At 59.6% G+C, this 14,894-nt stretch carries 12 protein-coding genes; 8 read left to right on the top strand and 4 right to left on the bottom strand.

Translation table 11 applies throughout. The features are described from left to right. Positions 1–258: 258 nt before the first annotated feature. Positions 259–2,739, top strand: a complete 2,481-nt coding sequence (locus H2170_00530) for a DEAD/DEAH box helicase (GenBank protein MCS6298576.1) — start codon at positions 259–261, stop codon at positions 2,737–2,739. Positions 2,740–3,096: 357 nt separating this feature from the next. Here H2170_00530 and H2170_00525 read toward each other — a convergent pair whose 3' ends face one another. Next, positions 3,097–3,327 carry a hypothetical protein gene (locus H2170_00525; protein MCS6298575.1) on the bottom strand — a complete coding sequence of 77 codons (231 nt, stop codon included), beginning with the start codon at positions 3,325–3,327 and terminating at the stop codon, positions 3,097–3,099. A gap of 128 nt (positions 3,328–3,455) precedes the next feature. Here H2170_00525 and H2170_00520 point away from each other — a divergent pair, with 128 nt between their 5' ends. Further along, on the top strand, positions 3,456–5,039 hold the full coding sequence (locus tag H2170_00520; GenBank protein MCS6298574.1) for a transposase: 1,584 nt from the start codon (positions 3,456–3,458) through the stop codon (positions 5,037–5,039). A gap of 164 nt (positions 5,040–5,203) precedes the next feature. On the opposite strand, the gene ltrA is transcribed toward H2170_00520, so the two are convergent. After that, a complete protein-coding gene (gene ltrA / locus H2170_00515) occupies positions 5,204–6,235 on the bottom strand; it encodes a group II intron reverse transcriptase/maturase (GenBank protein ID MCS6298573.1) in 1,032 nt (343 codons plus the stop codon). Positions 6,236–7,224: 989 nt separating this feature from the next. Here ltrA and H2170_00510 point away from each other — a divergent pair. From H2170_00510 to gatC, 6 genes are all read left to right on the top strand, one after another. Then, positions 7,225–8,289 carry a TerC family protein gene (locus H2170_00510; protein MCS6298572.1) on the top strand — a complete coding sequence of 355 codons (1,065 nt, stop codon included), beginning with the start codon at positions 7,225–7,227 and terminating at the stop codon, positions 8,287–8,289. A 636-nt stretch (positions 8,290–8,925) separates the two neighbouring features. After that, on the top strand, positions 8,926–9,120 hold the full coding sequence (rpmI, locus tag H2170_00505) for a 50S ribosomal protein L35 (GenBank protein ID MCS6298571.1): 195 nt from the start codon (positions 8,926–8,928) through the stop codon (positions 9,118–9,120). 80 nt (positions 9,121–9,200) lie between these two features. Next, positions 9,201–9,590 (top strand): 50S ribosomal protein L20, encoded by a 390-nt coding sequence (rplT, locus tag H2170_00500; protein ID MCS6298570.1) that lies wholly within the window; start codon positions 9,201–9,203, stop codon positions 9,588–9,590. A 189-nt stretch (positions 9,591–9,779) separates the two neighbouring features. Next, entirely contained in the window at positions 9,780–10,823 is a 1,044-nt protein-coding gene (gene pheS / locus H2170_00495; GenBank protein MCS6298569.1) for a phenylalanine--tRNA ligase subunit alpha, read from the top strand. Positions 10,824–10,976: 153 nt separating this feature from the next. After that, positions 10,977–13,442, top strand: coding sequence for a phenylalanine--tRNA ligase subunit beta (locus tag H2170_00490; protein ID MCS6298568.1), 2,466 nt, complete (start codon positions 10,977–10,979; stop codon positions 13,440–13,442). Between the two features lie 8 nt (positions 13,443–13,450). Continuing rightward, positions 13,451–13,741 carry an Asp-tRNA(Asn)/Glu-tRNA(Gln) amidotransferase subunit GatC gene (gene gatC, locus H2170_00485; GenBank protein MCS6298567.1) on the top strand — a complete coding sequence of 97 codons (291 nt, stop codon included), beginning with the start codon at positions 13,451–13,453 and terminating at the stop codon, positions 13,739–13,741. Between the two features lie 67 nt (positions 13,742–13,808). On the opposite strand, the gene H2170_00480 is transcribed toward gatC, so the two are convergent. Both H2170_00480 and H2170_00475 read right to left on the bottom strand, forming a co-directional pair. Further along, positions 13,809–14,261 (bottom strand): DUF1232 domain-containing protein, encoded by a 453-nt coding sequence (locus tag H2170_00480; GenBank protein MCS6298566.1) that lies wholly within the window; start codon positions 14,259–14,261, stop codon positions 13,809–13,811. 288 nt (positions 14,262–14,549) lie between these two features. After that, complete coding sequence (locus tag H2170_00475) at positions 14,550–14,894, bottom strand: HPF/RaiA family ribosome-associated protein (protein ID MCS6298565.1); 345 nt, start codon at positions 14,892–14,894, stop codon at positions 14,550–14,552.

Raw genomic sequence — 14,894 nt, 5'->3', positions numbered from 1 at the left:
GATTTCAAACCCCTTCGTAGCGTTGGCTTTTGATGTAGCGACGAACATAAACAGATAACAAGCGGGGCTGCTTACGTATTGGACCCGTGCGTCTTCCCTTCGCGAAGAGCATCCTTTTTCAGAAAGCACGACCCGTCGAGGGAAGCCATGCGACCACAACCCCAGTTCTTTTTTGCAGTCGGGTAACATTTCGTGCCGAACCGGCGTTTTTACTTCCGCCGCCGATAGGGAGTGGGCAGGTTCACCGCCCCCCACGACATGCTGCGCCTCCTGTTACCGCCCAATCTCGCCGCTGCCGCCCCCCGCGACGCCATCGCGGTTAAAATCGAAATCGTCGCCTCCGCCGCGCCCAACCGCGCGGAATTCCCCGCTCTGGCGATTCTCAAACGCCTGTGCGGCGGCGTCGCCACTCCCCCGCCCTTCGTGCAACTCACCCGTGCCCAGTTGCGCGAACTGATCGCCGCACTCAGGGGCCAACCCGCCTTTAGCTTAGTTGCCACCCCCACGGTTTCCATCCTGTGGATCGGTCCGCGCCTGCGCGGCGTGAGCGAGCTTTTGGAAGAAGCCCCCGTTGCCAAACCCGATCTCCCCGTCCGCCCTCCCCTCGCCGTGCGCGCCTCATCATTGGCAGCGGCGAGTAAAGCCCCCGCCCCCGTCACGCTGTTAACGGTCGACGGCAGTGAGCATTTTTTGGCCATCACCCTGCCCTCACGGGAGCAAAGCGGATACGCCACTGCCCTTGATTTGGTCAAAACCCACGGGTTCTCCCTCGACGCCACGACGCGCACCTGGTGGCTGCGAGACCGCCACAAAACCCTCAATTTCCTCGCGACTCACCTCGTCGCGTTACGTGACACCTATCACGCGGAGTTCACCGAAAACTTCGAAGCCAACACGGCCAAATTAGCCGAGATCGACGTGCAGTGCGACATCACCGAAACCGCCGGTGATTTCACCCTCACACTCGGCTTGCAGGCCGGCAAGATCAGCGACGACGCACTGCGCACGGCCCTAGCCACCAATCGCGGCTATGTGGAAGAAGCGGGTAAAGTTTATCTGCTGCCGCCGGAGAAAATCGCCCGCCTCACCACCGCCCAACGCGCGCTCGCCGGCAGCGCCAACGCCCCGGCTGCCGCCCGCCGCACCTGGCGCGTCCCCGCCGCACGGGTCGCCGAAGTGCAGGGGTTGATCGACGAACTCGTGCCCCACTACCAGCCACCCGCCGGCTGGAAGGCCCGCAGCGAGGCCCTGCGCAACCTCTCCACGCTCACGCCCGCGCCGCTGCCCGACGAACTCAACGCCCTGTTGCGCCCCTACCAACAGATTGGCGTGGCCTGGCTCTGGCACCTTCATCGCCACGGGCTCGGCGGCATTTTGGCCGACGAGATGGGCCTGGGCAAAACCCTGCAAGCCATCTCCCTTTTGGCTGCCCTACGCGGTGCCGGCGCAACGCCAACGACTACCTCACTTCAAGTTTCATCGGGCCGCCCCGGCCACTCCTCGCCCAATGGACTGCCGTCGCTGGTGGTTTGCCCCGCCTCGTTGGTGGAAAACTGGCGCCGTGAGACCGCCCGCTTTGCTCCGCATTTAAGCGTCTTTGTCCACCACGGCACCACGCGTTTAACCACGCCGGAGTCCGCAACCCCTCACGACCTGTTGATCACCTCCTACGGCACGCTCGCCCGCGACCGCGAGTTGTTTGCCGACATCCCGCTTGCTTGCCTGATCGCCGACGAGGCCCAGCACATCAAAAACCGCCGCACTCAGAACGCCCAGGCGCTGCGCAGCCTCAACGCGCGCAGCCGCTTCCTGCTCACCGGCACACCGGTGGAAAACGCCCTCGACGACCTGCGCGCGCTCTTCGACCTGCTCATGCCCGGGTACCTCGAAAAAATCCCCGCCGGCACCCGCAGCGACGAGCGCCAGTGGTTCGATGAACGCCTGCGGGCGAAAACCTCGCCCTACCTTCTGCGCCGCACCAAAAAGGCCGTCGCCCCCGAGTTGCCCGACAAGATCGAGCAGGTCCTTTACTGCGAGCCGTCGCCGGTCCAGTCCCGCCTTTACACCGAGTGGCAGCAAAAGTCTGAGCAGGAGCTCGACGCCCTTGCCGCCGACGGCGCATCCGAAAATTCCCTACGCCTGGCCACCCTCACCCAGCTTCTGCGCCTGCGCCAGATCTGCTGCGACCCGCGTCTCGTTGCACCGGCCACCTCCGCCGACCACTCCAGCAAACTGGAAACCTTCCGCGAACTCCTTGCCGAGGCAGTCGACGACGGGCACCGCCTGCTGGTGTTTTCCCAATTCACCTCGCTGCTCGGACTCTTGCGCGCCGAACTCGAGGAACAGGGCTTGTCCTACTGTTACCTCGATGGCAGCACCCCGCAAAAGCAGCGGCAGGCCGAAGTGGATCGCTACAACAACTCAGCCGACATCCCCGTTTTCCTGATCTCACTCAAGGCAGGCGGCACCGGCCTCAACCTCACCGGCGCCGACACCGTGGTGCATTTCGACCCGTGGTGGAATCCGGCCGTCGAGGCGCAAGCCACCGACCGCGCCCACCGCATCGGCCAAAAACGCGTGGTGACCAGTTACAAACTCATCTGCACGGGTACGGTCGAGGAGAAGGTCCTGCACATGCAGGCAACCAAACGCGCCCTGCTCGCCGACGTGTTTGAGGCCAGCGACCTGAACAACGCCAAGCTCACCCTCACCGACCTCAAATCGCTGCTGCGCGATTAAGCGCGATTAACTTAGGCTACGCGGACGCGAAGCGGATAAATACATTTAATTAACAAGTAATTGCGTTATTCTTTGCGCACCTTCGCGAGCCTTCGTGGTTAAACGGATTAGGGGGCCGTTTTTGTGTCATCTTGTGTTTTTGTGGCAAATGGATTGGGGACGTCCCACTGGAACCGTCGAGGAACCGTTTAGCCAAAAACAAACACCAGCTCACCCACCCGTTCCGTTTAGTAGAGTAGAGAGAGCCGCGCGTCGGTAACCCGTCAGCGCGACCCTCCCCCTCGTCAAACCGTGCAAGCGGTTTTCCCGCACACGGCTTACCGAGTCCCCATTCTTTCGGTTTGGTTTCAGCGGAGTTCATTGCTTCCAAGCCGCCGTAAGCGGCCAGTGCCATAGTTTGTATTGACCATGCAAACGGTCGTCGGTGAAGAACTCGAAGAGTCCGTGGGTGCGGCTATACTTTCGCCACAGCCACCGCCGCAACCGGTTGCGCACAAAAGCCTGCTGGTTACTAAACACGTGCGTGCTGTTGCCGTAATGAAACGCCGTAGCCCAACCGCGAGTGATTTGGTTGACCTTGCGGACCACCGCCACCCCGCCGGTTGGTTGCGCGTTCGCACATCTAGCTCGAGCCTCCTCGAAAAGGTTTTTGGTTTTTTCTAGTAAAAACAACTTATGTGATTTAAGTTTACTGTAAAAGTGCCGTATTATACTGCATGAAAACAGGAAACAAAATAAGTAGCGGCGTTAAATTATCAAGTAACGAATCGATCGTTTATCCCTCCGGCGACTTCTTTTCAACCCCGGCGCGCAGTGATTTTGGTGATTTCTTACTGCAATTACAGCGCTTTTGGCGGTCCCACCCCGAAATCGAAGTGGCCATGACCGCCGATCTCGACGCCCACGCCATGGCGGAAAAGCGCGAACGGCGGAAGGACCGGGAGTTCGAACTGGCGCAGACCGAGGCGTTGTTCGCCGTGCCGGCGTCAGGCACGGCGGAAAAAACGCAAGCCGAGTTCCTCGCCGCAGGGCGTCCGCGCACCCCCGCTGTTGTGGTTTTTATCACGGCCATGGCCACCGGTTACTTGGGGTCGCAATACAGTGCCTGCCCCCGGATGGTGCTGCTTGAATCGGCATCGTTGCGCACCTTGCTCGATGATTTGGGGTACACGCTGCCTGCACCTAATACCGTTGGCCCCCTGATAAATCGCCTGAGTGAGAGTACTCTCGCCCTGATCCACCGGGCCCAATTGGCCGATATTTTGGCCGAAGGGCTCGATTCGTTTACCGATATCACCCTGGACAGCACGGCGATCAAGGCATCCAGTTGCTGGCCAACAGACTCCGGTATCATTTACCGCCTCTTTGAGCGAGCCTACCGCATGGGCGGCAAGCTCGACCAGGTCGGGCTTAACTCGCTGCAGGATGGCTTCAAAGACCACTGGCTGGAGGAGTTGCGAAAGAGCGCCCGCGCCATCGCCCTGCTGGGTGGTGGTCCCCGCCGAGCCCAAAAACTCCGGCTGCTCTACGACCAGTTTTACCAAATCGCCTGCAAGTTGGGCGGCAAGTTGCTCACCCAAGTAGAAGCCGCAGAGGCCGAAGCAAATGTTAAACTGGCCAAGCTGCGGCCCTCCAAGCGCCGGATCGCGGAAGACCTACTGGACTGCATCCACGGGGACGTGGTCGCGGTGATTACGACGATCCAGCAAAGCATTGCGCGGGTGCATGATGGGGTGAAGACCAAGTCGAGGGAAAGGGTCCTCAGCCTGGCCGATCGCAGTGCTGCTTTTATTGAAAAAGGCGGGCGGGAACCGGTGATTGGCTACAAGCCGCAATTGGCCCGCAGCCGCGGCGGTTTTGTCACCGCGCTGATTCTCGACGCGGGCAACGTGGCTGATTGCAAGCAACTGGTGCCCCTGCTGATCCAGAATATCGCCAACACGGGCCTGGTGCCGGCGAGCGCGAACGTCGACGACGGCTACTCCAGCGCCGAAGGGCTGGCGCAGGCATACGAGCTGAAGGTGGCCAAGGTGAGCATCTCCGGCGCCAAGGGGCGCGCCTTGCTCGGCGAGGAACTGTGGAACCACCAGGATTATATCACGCTTCGCGCCGAGCGCAGCGCGATCGAGTCGCTGATGTTTACGCTCAAGTTCAACCACGGGTTCGGCCGGCCGGGTCGTCGCGGGTTGGCGGCGGTGCGCAGCGAACTGACCCTGAAGATCCTCGCGCACAACTTTGACCGGATGATTTTGGTGCGCGCGAGGAAGTCTCAGGAAAAGCCGCTGCCCTTGGCGGCCTGAGTCGCTTCGCTCGTCGCGGCTAACCCAAATCGGTTCAATTAGTTCGGTGCAAAAGCCCCGGAGCGAACCGCCGTGGACTTCGCCGTTGGAAAAGCGACCTTAGTGATGGGGCCGGGGCTGTTTTTAGGCCGCCGCCCCTTCGTGAACACGTAAACCGAGTTCGTTCAGGGCTGTTTGCGCCCCCAGTGGCCGGCCGGGGCGGGAATACGCCCGTTGCGAAAGGCTTTTCGAGGAGGCTCTAGCTCCATCCGCACTTTGTCGCGTAACTTGGCCAGACTTTTCGCACTGGGTTCCACGTGCAGATACCTTCGTTTGCTCTTCATGCCTTGCCGCCATGCGACGGAAAAACCGAGGAACTCAAAGCCTTCCTTTCGTGTATCCACCAGTCGGGTTTTCTCTTCGTTGAGCTTTAACTTACGTGCCTCCAGCCACCGTTTCAGTCGCGTTTGCAGCCCCGCCCCTTGACCCGGTTTGCACAGGATCAGGAGGTCGTCGGCGTAACGCACCATCGTCGGCTTTTGTTCGCACTTCTCATTCACCGCATGATCGAGGTCGTTGAGGTAGAGGTTCGCCAGCAGAGGCGATATAACTCCGCCTTGTGGCGTGCCACACCGGTTCGCGCTCACCTTGCGGCACCCCGTGTCCCGGTCCTCTTCCACGATGGGTGCTCGCAGCCACGTTTTTATTAAACGCAACACGCTCCCATCGCTCACCCGTTTGGCCACCAATTGCAGGAGTTCGCGGTGCGGGATCATATCGAAGTAGCTCGATAAATCCGCGTCCACCACCTCCACCTTTCCGCTCAGCATGGCTTCCTTGACCTTATCCATCGCCTGATGGGTCCGACGTTTCGGCCGGTAGGCGTAGGAATGGTCATGGAAGTCCGCCTCTAGGATTGGCTGCAACACGATCACCGCCGCGCTTTGCACCACCCGGTCTTTCACCGTAGGGATGCCCAGCGCACGACGTTTGGTCCTGGCCTGATCCTTCCATATATAGACGCGCAGGACCGGACTGGGTCGGTAGGTTTTCGTTCGCATTTCCTCCGCCAGCGCAAGCAGCCATGCCGCCCGATAGGCTTCGTTCTTTACGAGCGTTTCCACCTCGAACCCGTCCACTCCCGGCACGCCGTCATTGGCGATCACCTGATCGAGCGCATCCGACAGAATGTCCTGCCGATACAGCTCTCCATACAAACTATAGAACCGCCAATGCGGCTCCGCTTTTGCTTTCCGATATAGCACACGTTGCAGCTTCCGAACCTTCGGTGACGTTTTTATCCAGAGTTCATCACCCCAGCCATCGTCGGGTCCTTTGCCGCTCTGTGATGCGTGGGAACAAGTGCCCTCCCTTCGCTCCCCGGCGGTTTTAATGTCCGCTAGATCATCACTACTATGGAGGTCTCCGACTCCTGCCACGGCCCGTCCGGCCTTACGAGGTTTTGCCGCGCTTGTGCCGGTGGTTGAGGCATCGCAAGACGCCCCACCGCCGCAGGTCTCACCACTTAACCTAACGACCTTTCCCACCCCGCCGCCCCCGCTGACTCCGCCGACGTGTTGATCGGAAATCAACGATTTAGGTCCTACGTCTTTGCGAGACTGCCTTTTCCGATCCTTGCAGGCTTCACCGTTCAGGTAGCGGCTGGACTCGTCGGTTGTTTCGGTAACGGAGCTCATTGGATGGGGTTCACCTTCGTTGCGGCTGACTGGTTCGGGCACACGGTCGTGCTTTCCGGCGAGGCCTCGCGGCCTGCATCCGTGACCGGGCCCTTCGACCGCGAATCGTTAAATTCGGTCGAACAGACTTTCACTGTTATGGTTGTTAGTTTCATGGTCGCACGCCCAAATACCGAAGTTTTAACCACAGATTTCACGGATGAGCACAGATATCAGAATGTTACTGAATTTTAAGAGAGGCTGAAAAATGGGGGATAAAGCCGGGGTTGATTACCTCCTAATGGATTGTATCTGTGCCATCTGCGTAATCTGTGGTTGGTTTGAACTTCGGAGTTCGGGTTTAGGCGTTCGGAGCAGAAGACCCTACGCCGCGACGGGGGCTGGAGCAGAATGCGAGTTTTAACAGGCTGGAATTTACCTCCTTTGTTTCCAAACCTAAGCACCGGCCTTGAGTGCGAGGTCCGAAACCGTTCAGTAACAAACCGCCCTCGAGCCATATTTCTTAATACATGCAAAATCTAATTCTCTTTCCCATCGCCGGCTACTGGTGGCTCTATGGCCTCTTCTTGTTATTCGTGCTCGGCATGCTCGCTCTCGATCTGGGCGTGTTTCACCGCGACGCCCATGTCGTGACGGTCAAGGAGGCCGCCGGCTGGAGTGTGGCCTGGATCTCACTCGCGATGCTTTTCGCCTACGGGTTTTGGCAATACTCGCTATGGAAATTCCCTCAGTATCCGCCCTTGCTCGACGCGCTAGCGGCGCAAGGCGTAACCGGTGCCACCGCGATCGCCGCCGAGACTGCGAGATTGGCTAACCAATCTGCGCTCGAGTTTCTGACCGGCTTCGTAGTCGAGAAGGCTCTCTCGGTGGACAATATCTTCGTATTTGTGGTGGTGTTTTCCTACTTCGCTATTCCGGCCAAGTACCAGCATCGCGTGCTCTTCTACGGTATTTTGGGAGCCCTGTTTTTCCGCATCATCTTTATCTCCCTGGGCTCAGTACTCATGCAGTATGAGTGGGTCATCTGGATCTTCGGCATCTTCCTAATCCTGACCGGTATCAAGATCCTGTTCGCATCGGAAAAGCCAATCGAACCGGAGAAAAACCCGATCATTCGTCTTTTAAAGAAGTTTTTGCCCATCACGCCCACCTTGGACGGCGACAAGTTTTTCCTGCGCAAAAGCGGTGTGCTCCACGCCACTCCCTTGTTAGTGTGCTTGGTCTTCATCGAAGTGACGGACATCGTCTTCGCGGTGGATTCGGTGCCGGCGATTTTCGCCATCACCAAGGAGCCGCTGATTGTCTTCACCTCCAACGTCTTCGCTATTCTGGGACTGCGGGCCTTGTTTTTCCTCCTGGCGGGAGTCATGCACAAGTTCTGGGCGCTTAAATTCGGACTGGGTCTCATCCTCGCCTTCGTCGGCCTGAAGATGGTTTACCTCAATCACGCCTTCGGCGGCAAGTTCCCCATCACTTGGTCACTTGGCATCATCGGAGTTCTGCTGGGGGTGTCGGTAGTCTGGTCATTGGCTTTCCCGAAGAAATCCGAAGCCCACACGCCTGCGCACAGCTGAACCAGAGCTCAAGGGACCGGTGTTTTCTTGTGCGGTGACTTAGGCTGGGGCTGCTCCAGCCTAAGTTTAAAATGCAGCTTCGCTCGCCCAAGACTAAGGAGTTTCATATCGGTAATCGAAATCGATGGCCCATTCGCCGGGGGGCTCGATTTCCTCGATCAGTTTGAGCGCATACCATGATTCTTTGCCGTTGCCGGCGGGGCGAGTGGACGTGCTGCCAATGCATCTGGGAAGGCCGGCGACGAAGATGACCTGCTTTTTTCCGGATCAATCACGGCTACCCGAATCAGGGCGGCGGCGGTGCGCTATTCGGCGCAGCCCGCTCGGAGGGTGAGCGCCTGCTGCCGGAAATCCAATCACGAGCGAAGGGGCTCAACCTGGCGCAACCCTCGGCTTTGATCCGGGGCGTTTGAGCGCTAGTGCACACATTGCGGAGCCCAAATGCGCTGAAGCGGTAGTAAGGGGATGGGCCCATTAAACGGAAATTAAGATTCATGCGAATTCCGCGCGCCCCCCTGACTGCGCAAAGGCACGAGCCGCACTGCTGAGGCAAATCCAATTCGAGCAATTCTCACAATGGATAAACTTTCCCCTTGCCAAGCGCGAAGGCTGCCTCTGTTTTCGGCCGCTCTCCTCATGCAAAAGACCAAAAAGTCCGTCGCCAAGCGCTTCAAGCTCACCGCAACTGGTAAGCTGATACGCCGCACGCCCGGTTTCCGTCACTTGCTTTCCGCGAAGAGCACGAAGCAGAAGCGTCGTGCCTCCAAAGACAAGCTCGTGGCTCCCGGCCACGCTAAGCCGCTTAAACGCTGCTTGCCGTTCGGCCTCTAAAACCAGGCATCAACCATAACCAGCTAGTCGGGTGAATCCTAACGAGACGACCCGAAAGCTCCAAAACCAAATAAAATAACATGCCTCGTGCAACAAACTCCCCCGCTTCCCGCAAGCGGCACAAGAAAACGCTGAAGTACGCCCGTGGCTACTTCGGCTCGAAGTCCAAGCTTTTCCGCTACGCCAAAGACGCTGTACAACACGCTTGGCAGTACGCTTACCGCGATCGTAAGAAAAAGAAGGCCGAATTCCGCAGCCTCTGGATCATCCGTTTGAGCGCTGCTGTGCGTCTTCATGACCTCAGCTACAGCCGCTTCATCGAGGGTCTCCACGCCGCTAACACCGGTCTCGACCGCAAGGTTTTGTCCGATCTCGCGATCCGTGACGAAGCCGCCTTCACCTCCGTGGTGAACCAAGTTAAGGCCGCTTTGAAGGCCAAGATCGCCGCTGCAGCCGCCGCGAAGGTCTAAAGTCTTAACCAGGCGAGCCTGCCCGGCTCGCTTCTAAGCTCGCCCCGCCTCCCACGAGTCGGGGCGTCTTACTGAAGGACGGGCCTCATTTGAGGTGCCGTCCTTTTTTATGCCCGCTCAGCCCATAAAAACCTGATCGTTTTTTGTGTCCTTTGCTGCGTTTCGTCGGCACCCCTTTTCCCTCCTTCCATGCAAGACCTGCTCTCAGCCCTTATCGCCAAAGCCGCCAGCGAACTACCCGCAGTCGTCACGCGTCCCGACTTCGATGCCGCCAAGGCGCGCTACGTTGGCCCCAACGGTGAGTTAACCGCCCTCATGAAGCAGATGGGCTCCGTGCCCAAGGAGCAGAAGCCGGTCGTCGGCAAACTGGTCAACGAGGCCAAGACCGCCCTCCAGGCCCACCTCGACGCCGCGCTGGCCCGCATCGAGGCCGCCGCTCTCGCCGCCCAGCTCGGGCCCGCCATCGATCCCACCCTACCCTCGCCCGACCGCGCCCTCGGCACCCAGCACCCGCTCACCCTCGTACGCGAGGAGATGACGCGCATTCTGCGTAAAGTCGGCTTCACCGTGGTCGAGGGCCCAGAGGTCGAAACCGAATACTACTGCTTCGACGCACTGAACACTCCGGCCGACCACCCGGCACGCGACGCCCAGGACACATTTTACCTCCCCGAATCGGCCCGCTTCGGTAACGTCGCAAAAAAAAATCCCGACGAGAAATACCTGCTGCGCACCCACACCTCATCGGTGCAAATCCGCACGTTGCTCAAAGGCCAGCCGCCCATCCGCATCGTCTCCCCGGGCCGCGTCTATCGTCGCGATACCACCGACGCCACCCACTCGGCCAACTTCCACCAACTGGAGTGCCTCTACGTCGACAAAAACGTCACCGTGCGCGACCTCAAGGCGCTGCTCGATTACATCTTCGCCTCGCTGCTGGGCAAAGACACCAAGACCCGTTTCCGCCCCCACTATTTCGGCTACACCGAGCCCAGCTTTGAGGTGGATCTGTCCGCCCGCCACCTGCCCAAGGTGAACAAGGAGTGGATCGAAATCGGCGGCTGCGGCATGGTCGATCCGATCGTGTTTAAAGACGTCGGCTACGACCCCGAAGTCTGGAGCGGCTACGCCTTCGGCATGGGCCTAGAGCGTCTCGCCATGCTGCTCTACGGCATCGATGACATCCGCTATTTTTACCAAAACGACGCCCGCTTCCTGCGCCAATTCGCGTAACCCAAGACGAAAAACCACGGCGAGTTACACAGAGGGCACGAGAGGATTCACTGAGGTCACGGAGTAATCCAACTCAAGTCATCTCAGTGAACTCTGTGCCACCTCTCGTGCCCTCTGTGTAATTCTCCTTTTCCGAACACTCTGCCTCCGCCCATGAAAGTTTCCCTCAACTGGCTCCAGTCCTACGTAGATCTCACCGGTGTGTCCGCCGAGGATATTTCGCGCGCCATCACCTTCCTCGGCTTCGAGGTCGAGCAGGTCATTCGCACCGGCGCCCCAGCGTTTACCAACGTGGTCGTTGGCCACATCCTCACCCGCGACAAACACCCCAACGCCGACAAGCTCTCCGTTTGCACCGTCGATGTCGGCGCAGCTCACGGAGGCGTGCGTACCATCGTCTGCGGCGCCCCCAACTGCGACGTCGGCAACAGCGTGCCGGTTGCCCTGCCTGGCGCAGTTCTGCCCGGTGACTTTGTCATCAAAGAGGCCAAGGTCCGCGGTCAAGCCTCCTCGGGCATGATGTGCTCAGCCAAGGAGCTCACGCTATCCCACGAGGCGCAAGGTCTGCTGCTGCTCAACGGCGGCCTGCCCGCCGGCACGCCCATCAACGACGCGCTCCCGACCGGCGACACGGTGTTCGACATCGAGATCACGCCAAACCGCCCCGACTGCCTTTCCCACCTCGGCGTCGCCCGCGAGCTCTCCGCTTGGTTCAAAAAGGAACTGCGTTATCCCGAGGTCAGTTTCACGCCCGCCTCAATCGGCACCTCGCCGCGTACCGACCTGTTAAAATCGATTCGCGTCGATAATCCGACCAGTTGCCCGCTTTACACCGCCACGGTGGTCACCGGCGTCAACGTCGGACCCAGCCCGGAGTGGATGCAGCAGCGCCTCACCGCTGTGGGCCTGCGCCCAATCAACAACGTGGTCGATATCGGCAACTACGTGATGCTCGAATACGGCCAGCCCGTGCACGCTTTCGACGCCCACAAACTCGCCGGTGCCGAACTCATCGTGCGCTCCGCCAACGAGGGCGAAAAAATCACCACCCTCGACGGTAAAACACGCGAACTGGGCTCGCCCATGCTGGTGATCGCCGACGCTCACAAACCGGTGGTCATCGCCGGCATCATGGGCTCGGCCGACGCCGGCGTCACGGAGACGACCACCGATTTGATTCTGGAGGTCGCCTGCTTCAAACGCCAATCGGTGCGCGCCACCGGCAAGCGCCTCGGCCTCGGCTCCGATTCCTCCTACCGCTACGAGCGTGGCGTCGACGTTCACTCGCTCGACGAAGCCGCCCACCGCTTCATCGACCTGGTCCTCGCCCACGCTGGCGGTCAAGTCGCCGGCCCTATCCACCGTGTCGGCGGCGACCAACCGTGGGAGCGTGAGATCACCGTAACGCCGGCCTTTATTAACGCCAAACTCGGCTTCGAGATTCCTGCCGATATCATCAAAACCTCGCTCGAATCGCTGGAGCTGGTGCTCGCGCGCGAAGAGCAAACCGAAGACGGCGGCCTCACTTGGACGTTCTCCGTGCCGAGCTGGCGCGATGACCTCGACCGCCCGATCGACTTAGTCGAGGAAGTCGTGCGCCTCTACGGCACCGAAAAAATCCCCAGCAGCGTCATCACCGCGCCTGGCTTGGTGGGCAACGACGACCCGATCGTCCTCTTTAACCGCCACGTCACCGACGCCCTCGTGGGCCAAGGTTTCAACGAAGCGGTTAACTACACGCTGCGCCCAGGCAAAGAGCTCGCGGCGTGGGCGACCACTGAGGCGGTCGCCGACCTCGCGTTGGCCAACCCCTTCGTCGAAGACCAATCGCACCTGCGACCCACGCTGGTGAGCGGCCTGTTGGAAACCCTCAAACTCAACCAATCGCGTGGCGTGGCCGCCTCGCAATTCTTTGAGACCGGCCGGGTTTTTATTGAGCGCAACGGTCAGCTGTCCGAGTGCGTCGCCGCCGCCTTCATCATCGCCGAAGACACGGGCGAGCGCAGCTGGCGCACCCGTGAAGCCGCCGATTTCTACACCGCCAAGCGCCACACGGCGACGATCAGCGCTTTTGCCGGCATCGAGCTGGAGCGCCAGCCCACCTCGCTGGTTCACGTGCCCGCCCACGGTTGGCAAGAAGGCCACGCGGCCACCGCCGGCGACATCAAACACGGGTGGACGTCCACCTTCGGCCTGGTGAGCCTCGCCCACCTCAAATCCCTCGGCATCACGGGCAAAGTGTACGCAGGCTTTTTTGCCATCGTATCCGAAAAGGTCAGCGCCGAGGCCGAGCGTCGCAGCTACAAACCCTTCGGTTTACAACCGGCCGCCCTGCGTGACCTCGCGTTGCTGGTCCCCGAAACGACGAGCTCCGCTGAAGTGCAAAAAGCCCTCGCCAAGGTGGCTCGTGCCGCCGTGGGCGCGGCATTCGCGCTCGAAGCGGTGCACGTGTTCGACGTTTACCAAGGCAAAGGCCTGCCCGAAGGAACTAAGAGCCTAGCCTATTCTTTGGTCTTCCGTGCCCCCGACCGCACGCTCACCGACGACGAAGTGAACGCCGTCTTCACCCAGATCCAAGACGAGTTACTCAAAACCACGCCCTACCAAATCCGCAAATAAAACCGCCCATGTCCGCTCCCGCTGAACTCAACATCGACCGCATCGCGCAACTGGCCCGCCTCGCGCTCACGCCTGAGGAAAAACTCAAGTTCTCCGCCCAGCTCGTGGACGTGTTGGCGAACATCGAAAAACTCAGCCAGGTCGACGTGACCGGCGTGGAGCCGACGGCCCATGCGTTCCCGGTTTACAACGTCTGGGCCGACGACGTTGCCCAACCCGGCCTGTCCGTTGAGGACGCGCTACGCAACGCCCCTGCCCAGCGTGACCACATGATCGTGGTGCCCAAAGTCGTCGAGTAAGCCCCAGACCTAAAACGGACGCGATGCACACCGCGCCCGTTGTCCGACTGGCGGGACGTCGGCCCGCCTAGACCGTTGAAGGCCATTCCCAATTACGATGGGCCCAGTGCTCACGCAGGGTTTGCCGGTGGTTTTCGATCACTTGGTTGATCACCGCGGCGTCATCCACATAGCCGATTTCGGGAATCGAGTCGGGGATGCGATCGTAGCCCTTTAAAAAATACAGAAGCGCGAAGGTGGTCTGCTGACGAGCGGGCCAAACGGAGGCGGGCGAGCCCAGCGTTTCTTCAAAATAAATGGCCAACAACTCCACGCTTTGGACAAAGGCGGTGGGGGCTTGCACCTGATAAAGCTTTTTACGGATATCCGGCAGCATCTCCCGAAGCGTAAGGATCGCTTCGGCGCTGACCAAATCGCCGCCCTTGGCCACATAGGAATCGGTGGTGGGGGCAGGGCCATCGGGTAATGAGCGCAGGTACTGGATGAGTTCTTTAGGGATTAAATTTTTACGGTTTTTCATAACTTTACGACTGCACGGACTTCATGACGGCAATTGCGGTCGTTTTTTCCGCTAAATCAGGCATCTGCCGATCGCATGCTTTTTGTGAAGATGTGCGCCGAGGCGACGGAACCGAACAAGGCCAAGTCGGCGATCCCGCTCGATCCGCTGAGCGGATTGCCCCCACCCGAGGCCTAATTAACCAAAAAATATTCATTTGGAGTAAGTTATAAATTTAAATGGCTGCACATCACCAGCACTACCCAGCGTGCAGTAAGCAATCAGAGACACGCTGCGCAGCCTTTGGTGCTAATGGGAGCTGAAGCTCCCGACACGGGAACCGGCGGTTCGCCGTGCTTTCACACGAGCCAAATGAATCGTCCTGCGCGCCCGAATTTTGGATTCGATCTCCTTGAGCGCCAACTTGAGGGCCTGAATCGGCGTAAAGGCGACACGTTCCGTGTGGAGGTCCGGGCCAGGGACAGAGATGTGGAGGTGAACGCGATAAGGTGGCGAAGCTTCAATGCGCCGTTCGATCACAACTTTAGCCTCATCAATATGCACCTGCTGAGAGAGAGCCGTGAGGTGATTTTCGACCAAAGAATCCAGGGAACTACCGACGGGGAGATTCAGATTATTGATGGTGAGCTGCAT

It is taken from the genome of Opitutus sp. (assembly GCA_024998815.1).
Lineage (GTDB): Bacteria > Verrucomicrobiota > Verrucomicrobiia > Opitutales > Opitutaceae > Rariglobus.
Note: the sequence above shows the minus strand (reverse complement) of the source record. Positions and strands in the feature narration are given on the sequence as shown.

What these genes read in the sequence shown, in the direction of transcription:
- H2170_00480 (MCS6298566.1), bottom strand. Translation starts at nt 14,261, where the DNA reads ATGAAAAACCGTAAAAATTTAATCCCTAAAGAACTCATCCAGTACCTG.
- pheS (MCS6298569.1), top strand. Translation starts at nt 9,780, where the DNA reads ATGCAAGACCTGCTCTCAGCCCTTATCGCCAAAGCCGCCAGCGAACTA.
- rplT (MCS6298570.1), top strand. Translation starts at nt 9,201, where the DNA reads ATGCCTCGTGCAACAAACTCCCCCGCTTCCCGCAAGCGGCACAAGAAA.
- H2170_00490 (MCS6298568.1), top strand. Translation starts at nt 10,977, where the DNA reads ATGAAAGTTTCCCTCAACTGGCTCCAGTCCTACGTAGATCTCACCGGT.
- H2170_00510 (MCS6298572.1), top strand. Translation starts at nt 7,225, where the DNA reads ATGCAAAATCTAATTCTCTTTCCCATCGCCGGCTACTGGTGGCTCTAT.
- gatC (MCS6298567.1), top strand. Translation starts at nt 13,451, where the DNA reads ATGTCCGCTCCCGCTGAACTCAACATCGACCGCATCGCGCAACTGGCC.
- H2170_00475 (MCS6298565.1), bottom strand. Translation starts at nt 14,894, where the DNA reads ATGCAGCTCACCATCAATAATCTGAATCTCCCCGTCGGTAGTTCCCTG.
- H2170_00530 (MCS6298576.1), top strand. Translation starts at nt 259, where the DNA reads ATGCTGCGCCTCCTGTTACCGCCCAATCTCGCCGCTGCCGCCCCCCGC.
- H2170_00520 (MCS6298574.1), top strand. Translation starts at nt 3,456, where the DNA reads ATGAAAACAGGAAACAAAATAAGTAGCGGCGTTAAATTATCAAGTAAC.
- rpmI (MCS6298571.1), top strand. Translation starts at nt 8,926, where the DNA reads ATGCAAAAGACCAAAAAGTCCGTCGCCAAGCGCTTCAAGCTCACCGCA.